General features: G+C 57.6%; 11 protein-coding genes. 8 read left to right on the top strand and 3 right to left on the bottom strand.

Features of this window, described 5'->3' with window-relative positions:
- Window positions 1–149: 149 nt before the first annotated feature.
- From ACUIAD_RS02860 to ACUIAD_RS02830, 7 genes are all read left to right on the top strand, one after another.
- Window positions 150–1016, top strand: a complete 867-nt coding sequence (locus ACUIAD_RS02860) for a carbohydrate ABC transporter permease (RefSeq protein ID WP_110451759.1) — start codon at window positions 150–152, stop codon at window positions 1014–1016.
- 53 nt (window positions 1017–1069) lie between these two features.
- The gene (locus ACUIAD_RS02855) at window positions 1070–1900 is read left to right on the top strand and encodes a carbohydrate ABC transporter permease (RefSeq protein WP_258333085.1); all 831 of its coding nucleotides are present in this window, start codon (window positions 1070–1072) and stop codon (window positions 1898–1900) included.
- A 222-nt stretch (window positions 1901–2122) separates the two neighbouring features.
- Complete coding sequence (locus ACUIAD_RS02850) at window positions 2123–3166, top strand: LacI family DNA-binding transcriptional regulator (RefSeq protein ID WP_445343626.1); 1044 nt, start codon at window positions 2123–2125, stop codon at window positions 3164–3166.
- 344 nt (window positions 3167–3510) lie between these two features.
- Entirely contained in the window at window positions 3511–6498 is a 2988-nt protein-coding gene (locus ACUIAD_RS02845) for a glycoside hydrolase family 3 N-terminal domain-containing protein (RefSeq protein ID WP_445343625.1), read from the top strand.
- Between the two features lie 245 nt (window positions 6499–6743).
- The gene (locus ACUIAD_RS02840) at window positions 6744–9173 is read left to right on the top strand and encodes a glycoside hydrolase family 3 C-terminal domain-containing protein (RefSeq protein ID WP_445343624.1); all 2430 of its coding nucleotides are present in this window, start codon (window positions 6744–6746) and stop codon (window positions 9171–9173) included.
- Window positions 9166–9837 carry a hypothetical protein gene (locus ACUIAD_RS02835; RefSeq protein WP_445343623.1) on the top strand — a complete coding sequence of 224 codons (672 nt, stop codon included), beginning with the start codon at window positions 9166–9168 and terminating at the stop codon, window positions 9835–9837. The genes ACUIAD_RS02840 and ACUIAD_RS02835 overlap by 8 nt, the downstream gene beginning before the upstream one ends.
- A 175-nt stretch (window positions 9838–10012) precedes the next feature.
- Window positions 10013–11062: a glycosyltransferase family 2 protein gene (locus ACUIAD_RS02830; protein ID WP_110451451.1), complete on the top strand. Its 1050-nt coding sequence runs from the start codon at window positions 10013–10015 to the stop codon at window positions 11060–11062.
- Here ACUIAD_RS02830 and ACUIAD_RS02825 read toward each other — a convergent pair.
- Together ACUIAD_RS02825 and ACUIAD_RS02820 are read right to left on the bottom strand one after the other, a co-directional pair.
- Complete coding sequence (locus ACUIAD_RS02825) at window positions 11026–12393, bottom strand: sensor histidine kinase (RefSeq protein ID WP_110451450.1); 1368 nt, start codon at window positions 12391–12393, stop codon at window positions 11026–11028. The two genes, ACUIAD_RS02830 and ACUIAD_RS02825, sit on opposite strands and share 37 nt — an antisense overlap.
- Entirely contained in the window at window positions 12390–13100 is a 711-nt protein-coding gene (locus ACUIAD_RS02820; RefSeq protein WP_046322082.1) for a LytR/AlgR family response regulator transcription factor, read from the bottom strand. The genes ACUIAD_RS02825 and ACUIAD_RS02820 overlap by 4 nt, the downstream gene beginning before the upstream one ends.
- Before the next feature lie 417 nt (window positions 13101–13517).
- On the opposite strand from ACUIAD_RS02820, the gene ACUIAD_RS02815 reads away from it, so the two are divergent.
- A complete protein-coding gene (locus ACUIAD_RS02815; protein WP_445343622.1) occupies window positions 13518–14471 on the top strand; it encodes a DMT family transporter in 954 nt (317 codons plus the stop codon).
- On the opposite strand, the gene ACUIAD_RS02810 is transcribed toward ACUIAD_RS02815, so the two are convergent.
- A complete protein-coding gene (locus ACUIAD_RS02810) occupies window positions 14417–15532 on the bottom strand; it encodes a VanZ family protein (RefSeq protein WP_445343621.1) in 1116 nt (371 codons plus the stop codon). The two genes, ACUIAD_RS02815 and ACUIAD_RS02810, sit on opposite strands and share 55 nt — an antisense overlap.
- Window positions 15533–15576 lie beyond the last annotated feature (44 nt).

The raw sequence follows: 15576 nt of genomic DNA, 5'->3' as shown, positions 1-15576 counted from the left end.
CATCAGGACCGGAGCTTCTGATCCTGATGCCCATCTCATGGAAGGAAAAGCAGATAAGTATGGTAAACCATGCAACCGAGGGGGTCACACCTCACGGAGGGCGAAGAAGGAACAGATCGATCACCCCCGTCAATCCCATCAAAACGCTCATGAAGCAGAACTACCCGCTGCAATTCGTCATTCCGGCATTTGTAGTCTTGCTGATTTTCTTCTTCATCCCGACGATCATGAATTTCATCTACGCATTCACCAATTGGTCGGCCTTCGGCAAGACGATTGATTTCAACGGGGTAAGCAATTTCGTCGATCTGTTCCGTTCGGGCACCCTGATGCGGGATCTGCGCATCACCCTGGTCTATGCCATTCTCGTAGCCATATTCCAGAACACTTTTGGTCTGATCCTGGCGGTCTTTCTCGAAGAGGACACCCGTATCAACAGATTCGCACGGGTCATGTTCTTCGTACCGGTCATCATGTCAGCCTTGGCCGTCGGCTACATATGGCAGGCTGTGCTCAAATCCGACGGCGCCCTCAATCAGATTCTCTCTTTCTTCCTGGGACAGACAGTCGACGTGGCCTGGCTGGGCAACACCACATGGACCATCGTGCTCGTCGCAGCCATCCACGGATGGAAATGGATGGGCTTGTCCATGCTGATCTTCCTGGCTGGGCTCAAAACCATCGATTCGGACGTTCTCGAAGCTGCAAGCATCGATGGTGCAAGCAAACGCCAGATATTCTGGAAGATCAAGTTCCCGCTGTTGGCACCGGCCTTTACTTTCAATGTCGCCACGTCACTCCTGGGTTCCATGAACGGCTTCGACATCGTCCAGGCGACCACAGGAGGAGGACCTGGCGGATCCACAGAGATACTGAACATCTTCATTTGGAGAACCTTCGGCCAGGGACTCTACTCGCAGTCGACAACCATGAGCCTGGTCCTGTTTGTCATGGTGATGATCATCGCCATCCCCCTGATCATCTACCTACGGAGAAGAGAGGCAAAAATCCTATGACATCGGCAACCTACACGCCGGATACAACCACCCCGGCTCAAAGCAGCGCGACGTTGAACAAGCGATCGAAAACCGGAGCGATCATCCATGCAGCGCTGGTGGTTCTGGTCATGCTGATCCTTTTAGGCGTCCCCTTCTGGCTTCTGATCGTTACTGCCGGCAAAAGCCAGGCCGAGGCGATCCGCCCCACAATGAGTCTGCCCAGCCATTGGCAGCTTTTGCAGAACTTCTCAACCGTCATCACCGACGGCAAAATGATCAAGGCCTTCTTCGGATCGGTGATCGTAACAGTGCCCTCGGTTTTTCTGGCCCTGTTGCTGGGCTCTATGGCATCCTGGGTACTTGCCCGTCGAGCCACCAAGCCAATGACTGTGGTGTACGCCCTTTCCATCTCCGGCCTTGTTCTGCCTCCGGCAGTAGTGACCGTTATGATGCTGCTCAAGATCATCGGCCTGTCAGGAACGGCTCTGGGAATGATCGGGGTCTACGTCGGAATCTACCTGTCCACGGTCATCTTCTTCGTCACTGGATTCATCCGCACAATACCGATTTCTCTTGAGGAGGCCGCGCGCATGGACGGAGCCAGCCCCATGAGGATATTCTTCACGATCATCCTTCCCCTCCTAGGACCGACGCTCGCTACGGCGACCATTCTGGTTACTCTCTATATCTGGAACGACGTCTTCTACTCGCTCTTCATACTTTCCGGCAAGATGGATCTGCTGCCGCTGAACCTTTACAACGTTGCCTCTGCAGGTCTGTACTTGAACAACTGGCATCTGATCTTCGCCTACATCATTCTGATGAGCTTGCCATTGTTGATCATCTTCGCTCTGGCACAGCGTAAGATCATCTCGGGCATCACCGGTGGAGCAGTGAAGTAAACCAAAACAGGAGGCCGGACGCTGGCGGCAGGGTATCAGCACAACGCCGCCCGCGTCCGGCCTCCCCATGTACTATAAAAAGTGGCCGTAAACCAGTCGACAGCGGCGGTCGGCCAAAAGGACGGACAAACAGATGCCGATCCGTCAGTCTGATTCTGCAGATATGCATCCATCTCATCCGATGGTCAGACATGAGACGGGCATATGGGTATGGGAGTTGGTATGGCTAGGACGGTCGATCACAATAAACCGGCATCCATCAAAGATGTCGCTGTCCTGGCCCAGGTTTCGGTTCCTACCGTGTCCCGGTATCTGAACAGCCCAGAACGGGTCAGCAAGGAAAAACGCGACAGAATCGCCAAGGCAGTGAAACTCCTGCGCTATCGACCCAATCCCATCGCTAGAGCCTTGGTCAAGGAGCGGACCAAGACCATCGCTGTTCTATCGACAAATACCACTTTATTCGGCCAGTCTCAGACCATCTTCGGCATCGAAGAGAGAGCGCAAAAGGCAGGATACACCCTAAATATCGGTGTCCTTAGCACAGAGGCTGGCGAGCAGTCACGCCAACGCATCCAATCGATTCTGGACCAGAATCCAGCAGGCATTGTGCTCCTTGACTACGACCAAGTCAGCGACGATGCTTTCGCCTATATAAACAAGGACCTGCCCATCATTCTCATAGCCGGCAACCGGAAGCCGGATGTCACTCAAATTTCCATGCAGGAGCGCGATGGAGGGTATGCGATGACCTCCTATCTCTTAGAGCTGGGGCATAAAACCGTGTATCACGTCAGCATTCCCGGAGGCGCTGGTGGGTATAGCCGCTTGGCAGGTTGGAGATCCGCCTGCGAGGATGCCGGAGTGCCGGCGCCAGCACCCATAAAGGCTGATTGGGATCCTGATTCCGGCAAACGCATAGGGGCGGCATTGGGAAGGAAGCCTGAGGTAACTGCCATCTTCGCCGGCAATGACGAGATCGGCATGGGCATCATCCGTGGACTTAACGATGTGGGCCGTCGGGTGCCCGAAGATGTATCAGTAGCAGGCTTCGACGACCATCCTATCGCCAAGATATGGAACCCCTCTCTGACGACGATCCACCAGGATTTCTTCAAGGCAGGGGAAAAGGCCTTTGATCTACTGAAAACGGAAATCGACGACATTGATCAAGGACGCGGCCGGACCGCTGACTGGAACAAGCTGGTGGAACTGCCAGGCCACCTGATCGAACGAGAATCGACCGGAACCTTGAAAGCAGAGTGATTTCTGGGACCAGAAAATCCGTTCCCATGACATAGGCCTTTATGAGCGCCGGATTTGCGATTCCTTCCTCTAGGCGCCGGTCGCATATGGCATTGCATATTCGTCAACATACATCGCAAATCAGATCAGGTTATGCGGCAAATTCGACAATTCACGCATGTACTGCCATAAAAAAGCTCATGAATGGTTGACTGGAATCGTGGCATAAAGGCGTGTCGATGCAGCTGAAGGTCGCTCGCCCACCCAGGAGGCGGATCACAGCTCAAATGCTCCGTCTACTTCGTGACCGGTCCATAGTCGTGACCGGGTGAAGCTTCGGCAGAGAACGGAAGAAAGTAGCGAACATGCTCAACATTAATCTGAGCGATGTGGTCGCCGTACTCAAGTCGCTGATTCCGCAGTTGACGGTCATCGGCGTCTTTCTGATACTGGCACTGCTGATCACAGTCGCAGTGAACAAGCACATCGTCAAAAACGTAGCCAACCGGAAGATGATCCACTCCCAGTCCTGGCTGGTGGCCTTCGTAGCTGTCGTTGTGGCTCTGGCGACCATGCTTCTGGGACCCCTGTCCAACCTGATCACCAAGTCCACCAGCAAACATGAGCTACAGCCTGCGACGGTGACTGCAGCCAGGAATTTGGCCAAGAATATCCAACGCGAGTCAATCACCCTGCTGCAGAACACCGATCATGCGTTACCTCTGGAAGAGCAGAAGGTCAACGTCTTCGGCTGGGCCTCGACCAACCCCGTCTACGGCGGCACAGGATCCGGCTCCATGTCGGCCGATAATCCCACCACCAGCCTGCTTGACGGTCTTCACCAGTCAGGTTTGAAGACCAACATCGAGCTGTCCGACTTCTACAAGCACTACCGTGCCGACCGACCGACCGTAGGCATGTTCGCCCAGGATTGGACACTGCCGGAACCAGACGCTACAAAATATTCCAAGAAGCTCATGGACAATGCTGCGCACTTCTCCGATACCGCCATCGTCGTCATCGGCAGAGTCGGCGGAGAAGGTGCCGATCTTCCGATGAACATGAAAGCCAAGGGCATCACTTACCATGACAACGATAAATCTGCTCCCGATTTCAAAAACGGCCAGAGCTTCTTGGAGTTGTCCAAGCCCGAGAAGGACATGATCGCCAAAGTTACCGGTACTTTCGACAAAGTCGTTCTGGTCTACAATGGCGCGAATGCGTTCAATCTGAACTTTGTGGGTCAATATCCCCAGATCAAGTCCGTCCTCTGGTGCCCGCCCCCGGGGCAAGCTGGATTTACGGCTTTGGGCGAAGTAATCAAGGGCACAACCAACCCTTCGGGAAGGACTTCAGACACTTTCGTGCGCGACCTGAGCGCAACACCGACTTATCATAATTTTGGTTCATTCACATATACCAACATGGATGACCATCAGGCTACCTACACCGGATTCACTGGCAAGCCACAAACCGTTACTCCCACCTTCGTCAACTACAACGAGGGCATCTATGTCGGGTACAGGTTCTGGGAAACAGCCGCCAAAGAAGGCCTGATCAACTACGACCAGATGGTCCAGTACCCCTTCGGATATGGCCTGTCATACACGAGCTTCACCCAGCGTATGAGCCCCATCAAACACGACAACGGGAAAATCTCTTTCGATGTGACAGTAACCAACAAAGGCACAACGAGCGGCCGTGACGCAGTCGAAGTCTACTTCGATCCGCCATACACCGATGGCGGCATCGAGAAGGCCAGCGCAAACCTGATCTCCTTCAAAAAGACCAAGGTCCTAAAGCCTGGAGAGAGTCAGACCATTCCTATCTCCTTCAAGGATGAGGATATGGCCTCTTACGATGCCAACCAGGAGAAGGCCTACGTACTTGATCAGGGGAACTACGAAATCTCGATCCGCTCTGATTCCCATCGACCCATTATGTCGGACGCTATTGCAATCAATAAATCCGTCATCTACAACCAGAGCAATCCACGTTCAGTCGATAAGGTCGCGGCAACCAATCATTTCGGCGATTTGAAAGGCAACGTGACCTACTTGTCGCGTGCTGGTCATTTTGCCAACTATGCAGAAGCCACAGCAGCGCCAAAGAGCACTGACATGCCCGAGCAAGCAAAGGCCAGGTTCCTGAATAATGACAATTATCATCCCAAGAAGCTGGATAAGGCCGATGACGCAATGCCTACAACGGGAGCCCGCAACGGCATCAGGCTTTATCAGCTGCGCAACAAGTCCTATGACGACCCCATGTGGGAAAAGCTCCTGGACCAGCTCAGCGTCAAGGACATGGATAGCCTGATCGCTATGAGCGGGTATGGGACACAACCGGTCAAAGGCATCGGCAAGATCGAGCTAACTGATGCCGATGGACCTGCTGCGCTGAACAACAACTTCACTAAGGTCGGATCTCTGGGCTTCCCGTCTTCAACTTCCATGGCCTGCACCTGGAATCCGGACCTGGCCTCTGAATATGGCAGGATGATTGGCACCATGGCCCATGACATGGATGTTTCCGGTTGGTATGCACCAGCTTTCAACATCCACCGCAGCGCCTTTGCCGGCAGAAACTTCGAATATTTCTCAGAGGATCCGCAAATCAACGCCGTCATGGGCTCCAACGAGGTCGCCGGAGCCAAATCCAAGGGTGTCTATGCGTTCATGAAGCACTTCGCTCTAAACGAGCAGGAGACCAACCGCCTCAACATGCTAGCTACCTGGATCAACGAACAGACCATTCGCGAGATCTATCTGAAGCCCTTCCAAATGGCTGTGGTCAATGGCGGTGCTCAGGCTGCGATGAGTTCACTCAACTACATCGGCACAACCTATGCCGGAGCCTATGCGCCACTGATGAAGGATGTGCTGCGCGGCGAATGGGGCTTCCGTGGCATGGTGCTGACCGACTACTTCGGCGTCTACGGATATCAGAACGCCGATCAGCTGATCCGCAACGGCAACGACGCTATGCTGGCTACCACGGATGTAACCAACCACGTCAAAGACAAGAGCGCCACCTCGGTCAAGGCCATGCGCCAGGCCAGCCATAACATCCTCTACACAGTCGTGCATGGATACAAGTACGCCAGCGGCGACCCCAAGGTACAGACCCCGACCTGGCAGATCGCCCTTTATGTGGCGCTTGCTGTGCTGGCTCTGATCTTCCTGGCCCTGGAGTACCTGACCTTCAGAAGATTCAAGGCACGGCGCAGCGCTGTCGATGTGAGCACGCTGAGCGACCTGGCGGACGATGCCCGACAGACCCGCGCCCAGGATCCGGCCAGCATGGAGACCACGCCGTCGGAGAATAGCCCTGACCATGGGCCAACGGCCTGATCTCCACCTCAGTTGATTTGCCCCCCGCCGGAAGGACTTATACACCTTCCGCCGGGGGGCGGATCAGCACACCTGTTGGCGTACAGACAGCGCACCCATGCCGGGAAAACAACAGGTTATGCAACCCGCCCGAACAGACCTCGGCAGTCGGCGAATAATGAAATCCAGCACCAATTCGAGGCCGATCGTGGAAGCAACGAGGGCTCCCGCCGCAGGACTAACCCCCGTCACGGAAAAGGAACACTATGGAAGTCAAGGATCTAACAGTTCTGGAACGGGCCTCGCTGCTCTCCGGAAAATCCACTTGGGCGACCCGCGCCCTGAAGAGGGCAGGCATCCCGAGCATGGTCCTGAGCGACGGCCCGCATGGTCTGCGCCGCCAGACCGGATCAGGGGACAATCTGGGCATGGGCAAGTCCAAGCCCGCTACCTGCTTCCCCACAGCCGGCACCGTGGCCTGCTCATGGGATCCGGAGCTAGCCAAGACCATGGGTCAGGCGCTGGGCAACGAGGCCAGAAGCTTGGGCGTCAACATGGTCCTGGGCCCGGGCATGAACATCAAGCGCAACCCCCTGTGCGGCAGAAACTTTGAATACTATTCCGAAGATCCCCAGGTGGCCGGTCATATGGCTGCAGGCCTTATCGAAGGCATCCAGTCCCAGGGCGTGGCCGCCACCCCCAAGCACTTTGCCATGAACAGCCAGGAGCTGCGCCGACAGGCATCCGACTCCATAGTAGATGAGCGCACTATGCGTGAACTCTATCTGACCGGATTCGAGATCGCCGTGCGCCAGGCCCACCCCTGGGCCATCATGACCTCTTACAACATGGTCAACGGTACCTATGCCAACGAGAATGCCCACCTGCTCAAGGATATCCTGCGCAACGAGTGGGGCTTCGACGGAATGGTGGTCTCGGATTGGGGCGGCTCCAACAGTGCTGTCGCCGCAGCTGCCAATGGCTCCTCCCTTGAAATGCCTCAGGCCGGATACGACTCCGTCCGCCAGATAGCCAAAGCCGTGCAGGAGGGCAGCCTGGACGAAACCGACCTGAATGCCCGGGCCGAAGAGGTAGCGCAATTGGCCAAGCTGACCTACCACGCCGACATGGACTCCGATGGGAGCCTGACCACGGACCAGATACAGGACCACCATCAGGTGGCAAGGAGCATCGCCGAAGGATCCGCGGTTCTTCTGGCCAACCAGAAGGGATGCCTGCCACTGGCCGCCGGCACCCGGGTCGCCCTGGTCGGGGATATGGCCGAGACCCCAAGGTTCCAGGGATCCGGATCTTCCAAGGTCAACGCAGCCAAGCAGGAAAGCATGCTGGACCTGCTCAGGCAGGGCAACGGCGACGGATTGGAGCTGGCCTCCTACAGCCAGGGCTACGAACGCCATGGCGAGAAGAACCGGTCTTTGATCGACCAGGCCGTGGCTGCGGCTGGCCAAGCTGACGTGATTGTCGCCTGCGTGGGCCTGGATGAGCGCAGCGAGTCAGAGGGCCTGGACCGTTCCCACATGGACATTCCCGGCAACCAGGTCGACCTGATCAAGGCCCTGGGCGCAACGGACAAGCCCCTGGTGGTCGTCCTGGTGGCGGGCTCCCCCGTCACCACCGACTGGTTCGATCAGTGCGATGCCGTGCTCTACATAGGACTGTCCGGACAGGCTGGGGCCTCAGCCACCCTGAACATACTGACGGGTCGGGTCAACCCCTCCGGCCACCTGGCTGAAACCTGGCCCAAGTCCTACGCCGACTGCCCCAGCGCCGACTGGTACCCAGACCCTGCGCACGAGTCGATCTATCGGGAGGGCCCCTTCGTCGGCTACCGCTATTACCTGACCGCCGACGTAGAGGAACGCTTCCCCTTCGGATACGGCCTGTCCTATGCACACTTCACCTACGCCGATCTGTCCGTGGACGACGAGGGGGTCACCTTCACTCTGACCAACGACTCGGACAGACAGGGGGCCACTGTCCCCCAGCTCTACGTCCAGGCGCCCAAGGGTGGTGTGCTCAGGCCAGTCCGCGAGCTGAAGGGCTTCAAGAAAGTCAGCCTGGAGTCCGGTCAATCAACCCAGGTCCGCATCGACTTTGATCAGACGACTTTCCGGCACTTCGACACAGCCAGCAACTCCTGGCAGGTCGAGTCCGGCGACTGGACCATCATGATCGGGTCTGACGCCCGCAACATGGAGCTGAGCGAGCATCTGACGGTCCAAGGCACCGTCGATTCGCAGAGTCCCGACCCTGCTCTGGGCGCCTACCTGACCGGCCGGGTCAAGGATGTCGACGATGCCGCCCTAGCGGCCCTCTTCGGCCATCCGGTGGTCCGACAGGGCGCCGTCAGCACCTTCGGGGTCAACGACCCGCTCTCATCCTGGAAGGACTCCAGAAGCGCCCTGGCACGGTTCGTGGCCAGCTTCCTGACCAAGAGCGAGAGACGCCACGAAGCCAAGACCGGCAATCCCGACCTGAACACCCTCTTCCTGCTCAACATGCCCCCCAGAGCTATGGCCAAGATGACCAACGGACTGATCGACACGGCCATGGTCGAGGCCATCGTACGCATCCCCAATGGCCATCTATGGCGGGGACTGGGCGGATTCATCGCCGGATTCTTCAGGAACATGTCCGCCAACCACAGGACCGGAAAGGAGCTCAATCATGAGTGATCAGCACAGCCAGCAGGCCGGACAGCCGACCCAGGGGAAGGCGACGACGGCCTCGCAGTGGGCGATCGTCCGCTGGTGGCGGCGGTTCAGCGATCGGCACACCACTCTGGCCCAGTTCATCGTCTTCTTCATCCTGTCCAACGGGGTCACCGTCCTGCAGCTGGTGCTCATGCCCGTGCTCAAGGCCATCTTCAACGAGACTTCCCTGGTGGGCACCAACTTCCAGATCTGGCGCATGGGTACCGTCGGCGGCAAACCCTACTACTTGTTCGACTACGCGGCCGGATCCATCGGCCATGGCGGCGGAGGCGGCCTGGCCTACTTCCTTGCTGTGGAGATCACCCTGCTGATCGCCCAGATCATCAATTTCTTCCTCCAGCGCAACATTACCTTCAAGTCCAATTCATCGGTCTGGAAGGCGGCTTTCTGGTACCTGGTAGCTTACGTGATCATCACCATCATCGCAGCGGCGCTGCAGGGCTGGTACAAGGACCCTATCTATGGCTTCTTCCAGCACACCCTGAACTGGGGCAGCCTAGGGACCACCATTGCTGATCTGGTCACCATGATCATCAACTCGGCCATCTCCTTCTGGGTCTTCTTCCCCATCTTCAAGGTCATCTTCCGCCAAGAACCCACAGAGTCCGAGGCCATCGACCAGTAAAATTCCGGCCCTGATTCCCTGACTGCCAATGAACCGGCATACATCGGCAGCCAGAGGGGCGGGGCCTTTCCTTCAGACCAATCATGTACAGTGGTCTCATACCACGGCCGCCGGCGGAATTACGGCAACCCCGCCGACATACCCGCCGACCCATTCTTTTGCGAAGTGATCGTTCATGACAGCTGACCGACCGGCCTCCACAAGCCCACCTGTTCTCACCTTTATCGTGCCTGCCTATAACATGGCCCAGCATCTGCCGACCTGCCTGGATTCGCTCCTGAGCCGAGAGGGAGACGATCTGGAGATCATCGTGGTCGATGACGGATCCACAGATGCCACAGCGCAGGTGGCGCAGTCATACCGGACACGCCATCCGCACACTGTCCGTCTGATCAGCCAGAGCAACAAGGGCCATGGCGGCGCAGTCAACACCGGCCTGGCAGCCACCCGGGGCTGCTACGTCAAAGTGGTCGATGCCGACGACTGGGTGGACCCGACCTCTTTGAGTCTGGTTCTGGACCAGCTGCGCGACCAGTCGCGACGTACGAATCCGGTGGACATGGTAGTCACCAACTACGTCTATGAAAAGGAAGGCCGCAAGCATAAGCGGGTCATCAACTTCCGCAGCGTCATGGACCCGGGGCAGGTGCTGGACTGGAACCATCTGCGGCGGTTCGGGCTGGCCCAGTACATGATCATGCATGCCCTGATTCTGCGAACCGAGGTACTCCGCCAGGCTCATACCCGTCTGCCCGAGCACACCTATTACGTGGACTTCATCTACTCCTATCAGCCTCTGCCCTGGGTGCACACCCTGCTCTACCTGGACACGAATTTCTACCGTTACCACACCGGGCGCCAAGGTCAGTCGGTGCAGACCTCGATCATGATCGCCCGGGTTTCGCAACTGCTGCTTGTCAACGGGCTTATGGCGGATTCCACACCTGATCCGGGGACGGTTCCCCATGGACTTTATCGTTATATGATCCACTATCTGTCCATCAACTGCGTGGTGACCTCGGTTTTCCTGATCCTCTCTCGCAAGCCCAGCAATTATCAGAACAAGGACATGCTCTGGAGCAGGCTGGAGCACCGCTCCCCCGTCATCGCCTCCGACGTGCGCTCCACCCTGCTCTGCAGGATGATCAACATGCCAGGCAGGCCGGGCCGTCTGGCCATCCGTCTAGGTTATAAGGCTGCTGAGGCCGCCATGGGCTTCAACTGATCGCCCTCCCTCGGCAGGAGCACGCAAAGACTAAACCAGTGATGCTCAGTGCGCAGGGTCATCTCCCCCTGGTATCGGTGAGCTATATGACGGATGGACTTGACCCCGTACCCGTGCAGGCCATCGTCGGTCCTGGTCTTGGTGGTGGCCAGCTCACCATTGCCCTTCCAATTCAGGGACGAGGCGAAGTAGTTTTCAATGCGGATCACCACGAACTGTCCCCGGGCATACAGGGCCACCTTGATCAGGCGGCGGTCGGGTTCCTTGACCTTTCTCAAAGCCTCAATGGCATTGTCCAAGGCGTTGCCGAAGAGAGTGGAGACATCCATGGGCGACATCCCCTCCAAGAGCGAGCCATCGGCCACCATAGTCAGGGTGATCCCCTCTTCGGAACAGATGCGCTCCTTGATCGACATGACCACATCCAGGATAGGGCTGCCGGTGTGCTGCTGGGACCCATATCGTCCGACCGCAGCCTCGAGCTCCTCGAAGTCCTGGGACTTGTGCTCAGGATCCATCTGCGAGCGCAGGGCGGCGATCTGATGCTTGAGATCGTGGGCAAGCCTGCCCATGGCCTCCAGATTCTCCTTGGAGCGCATGTACTCCCGATGCTGGCTGTAAGCCCGAGCGTTGATTGATGCCAACTCGGCGCTGGTATGGCTCTCCCGCAGCTGTTCCTGCTGGGCATAGAGCATGGCGAACCCGCACAGGTCCACCAGGGTGCGGATGTAGAAGACCTCCAGGCCGACCCGACCGGAGAAGGGGGTGTTGGTAGAGACGAAGCTCAGGTTGGACATGGCAAAGGTGACCACCGCGATGACTGCAGCTATGAAAACGCTTCGACCCGGCACAGAAGGCTGAGCGTTAGCGAAATTGCGCCGCTCTGCCATCCAGGCCAGCAGCCCTACGCCACCGTAGATCAGCACCAGGAGGATCAGGGAGGCCGGGTCGTACAGGCTGTGGCTGGCAGGCCGCATGAAGGAGTCCAGCTGCCAGTGCAGGGAGGCGACCAGCTCAGCCAGCACAAAGGCACGAGCCAGCAAATAGGCCCCATCCAGCGCGCCCAACCCTGAAGCCAGCATGATGATGGCATACATGCAGGCCACGGCCAGGCACATGCTGATGATCCAGAAGGCGATCGGCAGGGTGCCAGCCCAGTACTGAACTACGATCAGCACTGCCAGACCAGGCAGAAGGACCGATGCCATCCGCAAACGAGAGGCTCTCGGACCGATGGCCAACAGGTAGACCAGACAACCTAGCCACTCGCTGATGGCCGTATAGAGCCGGGGAATATCGGGCAGGGCGTTGAGGATGTGGGTGGCTGTCATGGCCGACCTGCCACGTAAGCAGTAAGAGCCGTCATAAAAGACTTCTTGCGGGGTCGACTGACCCGCAGCCGCTGACCGGTGGACATAATGCAGTCCTGGTCTTCCATGCCCGTTACATGGGCCAGATTGACCAGATAGCAGGAGTTGGAGCGGAAGAATCCCCGCTGGTCCAGCTGGCCCTCCAGACTCTTCAGAGTGCTGTTCGTAGTCAGTGAGGAATCCAAGGTGTGGATGACGCTGCTGTGGCGGACGGATTCGATGAAGACGATGTCCTTGAGAGGGATCCGGGTGGATCGGGCGCCCTCGGTAATCAGAATGGACAGATCCACGCGGCCGCGCACCTGAGCGATGGATCGATCCAGCTCCTGGGAGAAGGCGAACCAAGGCAAGGGCTTGAGCAGATATGACAGAGCACCGACTTCATAGCCGTTGATGGCGTACTGGGGGGCGGAAGTGATGAAGACGATGACCACGGACTCGTCACGGGCGCGTACCCTGTGAGCTACTTCGATCCCGTCCATGGGGGTCATCTGAATATCCAGAAGAAGGATGTCGTACACAGGCCGGTATCCATCTGCGAAAGCCTTGCCATCGGTGAAGACGCTGACTGTCAGTTCTTCCTGACGCTCCTTGCGATAACGACTCAGGTAATTGACCATGGTCCGACAGCTGATGGAATCGTCATCCACCACTGCGATTCTGATCATCCTGGTGCACACTCCTTAACCCGTCGGCCAAGGACTCGTGGCCGCCGTTATCACCGTTCTTCCATGATATCGGAGATGTCCGCATGGCAGACCCTGATTACCCAAAGTCGAACGCGAACAAACTGCGATCCACAGCCCGATTTCAGTGGTCTTCAACCACACGTATGCGCTAGGAAACCTTTACCTTGCCATGATGGGCTGGTTTGAGAAAAGCGAACATGGCTTGCACTGCTCGCTTTTTCTTTTACGATCGGCCGGTCTGCACGCCTACGTGCACAGACTGGACGTATGGTGCTGCCTGAGTCCAGATGCCATCTTCGTGGCATAAGTCAGCGCAGAGTCCAACAGTCGAATGGACGGATGGCGGGTTTTGCGAATCGAGTCTCGCTTGTGGACGGGCACGATTAGAGTCAAAACATGTCTACCTTCGCACCCTCTTCGTCCTGGAAACCCTCCACCTGGCTAGCTCGTCTGATGCTGCTGATGGCCGCCGCCGCCTGGGGAGCCGGATACACTTTCGAAAAGGTTGCCATGGAGACCTTGACCGTGCGTTGGCTGATGGGCATTCGTATTCTGTGTGCCATCGTCATCATGACGCCCTTTTTGCTGCCACGGCTGCGCAGAACCGGGGCCATACACACCCTGGTCCCTGGTTTGATCCTGGGGGTCAGCTACTGGGCGGCCTTCAGTCTGCAGATGATGGGGCTGACCACCATCGCTCCAGGCCGCAACTCCTTTCTTACGGCGACCTACTGCATCTTTGTGCCCTTCCTGGTCTGGATCCTGGCACGTCGACGGCCGGCCCTGCGCCACTTCGTCGCGGCTGCCATCTGCATTCTGGGTGTGTCTCTGATCTCATTGCCGGCTCACGGCGGGGGACAGGGGCTGTCTTTGAGCACTGGTGACCTGCTGACTCTGGCCGGCGCCCTGCTCTATGGCGTCAACCTGGTCATCACCGGTTTCCTGACCAAGAAGTTCGATGCCCCCACGCTGACCTATCTGGAGCTGCTTTTCGGCGGTATCCTCTTCCTGGTCTGCGCGCTGATCTTCGATCCCCTGCCCAGCGCGGCCGACTTCACGCCTTCGACCCTGGGCTCCATGATGTATCTGACGCTGATCTCAACCCTGATGGCCCAGAACTTCCAAAATATTGCCTTTTCCAGGGTTCCAGCCGCCCAAGGTTCGCTGATCCTGTGCTCGGAGAGCCTGTTCGGGATGCTGGTCTCGGTCCTGGTCCTGCACGAAGAGCTGACGGCAACCCATTTGCTGGGCTTCGCCATCATCTTCTCCGCAATCATCCTGTCCGAGGTCAGGCTTCACCCCCGCCGGTCGACGGCGGATTCCTCTGCACCTATGTCTTCCTCTCGGTAGGCTGTCCCAGGCAAGAGGTCATAGGGCATCTGCCGCTTGATCAGATAGAAGACCAGCAGGAGCAGAGCCAGGATGCGCGTTGCAATCTGAACGCTGCCGGTCCAAGGGCCGAAGACGGCTAGGATGACTGCAGTCCTGAACAGATAGAAGAGGAAGCGGGACCACCCATGCCGCTGCTTGGTCTCGATTGTCATGTGGGTGAAGGTGGCGCCCAGTGTCCGTCCACGACGGGACAGAGGGATGAGCAGTTCGAAAATCAGCAGCATGGCCAGATTCACCACAGTTCCGAACGCATCCAAAGCGGATGGAGAGATCAGCAACCCGCCAAAGCAGTAGTGGCCGTCCAGCTGATAGGTGCCCAGGCGATGGATCGCATAAGTCACGCCCATCCCCAAAGACATGGACAGGATGGTGGCCAGGAGCAGATCCAGAGCCAGGGAAACGGCACGGTGTATGAACCCTGGGTTGGTGACCAGCTGAGCGGCGTCAGCCTGACGGGTGGGAACCAGTTTGTTGGCCACTATGGCCACCAGGTAGCCAATTATGGCGCCTGAAGTATTCCAAATCAGGTCGTCCACGTCAAAGAGTCGGTAGGCGCAGCCCACGATGCCGAAAACCCCGGTCAGCTGGGCCGTCTCGATGAAGAGGGAGACCAGGAGAGCGACCGGCAGAGCCAGGATGAAGCGCCAGCGGAAGACCCGACCCATAATGAAGCCCAGAGGCAAGAAGAAAGCCACATTGAGCAGGATCTGCAGCAGGGCCATCCGCCCGCCTGTGCTCAGGTCGGTGAGGAACTGCAGCGGGTTGAGCTGGGGATTTAAATGATGGGTGGCGCAGAAGGCGGCACGGTCGTCTGGCATAGGCCAGAGGGTGAAGAAGACCAAGGCCAGCAGGTATAAGACGGTCAGATAGGCTGCCATGGCTGCTGTCAGTCGAAGCCGGTGATAACGGTTGTAGATCAGGGCAAGAATGGGCAGGGTCAGGATCAGCGAAGCCAGGGGCCAAAAGACCAAAGATATGCCGAAGGATCCGCTGAAGTAGTCCAAGTATGTCGAGAGCACAATCCCAGTCTAAATCGCTCTCGGTTCTATCGACCGATTGACTG

This window comes from Bifidobacterium sp. ESL0819 (assembly GCF_052606245.1).
The sequence above is the reverse complement of the archived record's forward strand: the minus strand, read 5'-3'. Positions and strand labels throughout refer to the sequence as shown.

Bases quoted from the DNA above. Each gene is read 5' to 3' on its own strand.
- ACUIAD_RS02860 (WP_110451759.1), top strand. From the start codon at position 150: ATGAAGCAGAACTACCCGCTGCAATTCGTCATTCCGGCATTTGTAGTC.
- ACUIAD_RS02850 (WP_445343626.1), top strand. From the start codon at position 2,123: ATGGCTAGGACGGTCGATCACAATAAACCGGCATCCATCAAAGATGTC.
- ACUIAD_RS02845 (WP_445343625.1), top strand. From the start codon at position 3,511: ATGCTCAACATTAATCTGAGCGATGTGGTCGCCGTACTCAAGTCGCTG.
- ACUIAD_RS02840 (WP_445343624.1), top strand. From the start codon at position 6,744: ATGGAAGTCAAGGATCTAACAGTTCTGGAACGGGCCTCGCTGCTCTCC.
- ACUIAD_RS02835 (WP_445343623.1), top strand. From the start codon at position 9,166: ATGAGTGATCAGCACAGCCAGCAGGCCGGACAGCCGACCCAGGGGAAG.
- ACUIAD_RS02830 (WP_110451451.1), top strand. From the start codon at position 10,013: ATGACAGCTGACCGACCGGCCTCCACAAGCCCACCTGTTCTCACCTTT.
- ACUIAD_RS02825 (WP_110451450.1), bottom strand. From the start codon at position 12,393: ATGACAGCCACCCACATCCTCAACGCCCTGCCCGATATTCCCCGGCTC.
- ACUIAD_RS02820 (WP_046322082.1), bottom strand. From the start codon at position 13,100: ATGATCAGAATCGCAGTGGTGGATGACGATTCCATCAGCTGTCGGACC.
- ACUIAD_RS02815 (WP_445343622.1), top strand. From the start codon at position 13,518: ATGTCTACCTTCGCACCCTCTTCGTCCTGGAAACCCTCCACCTGGCTA.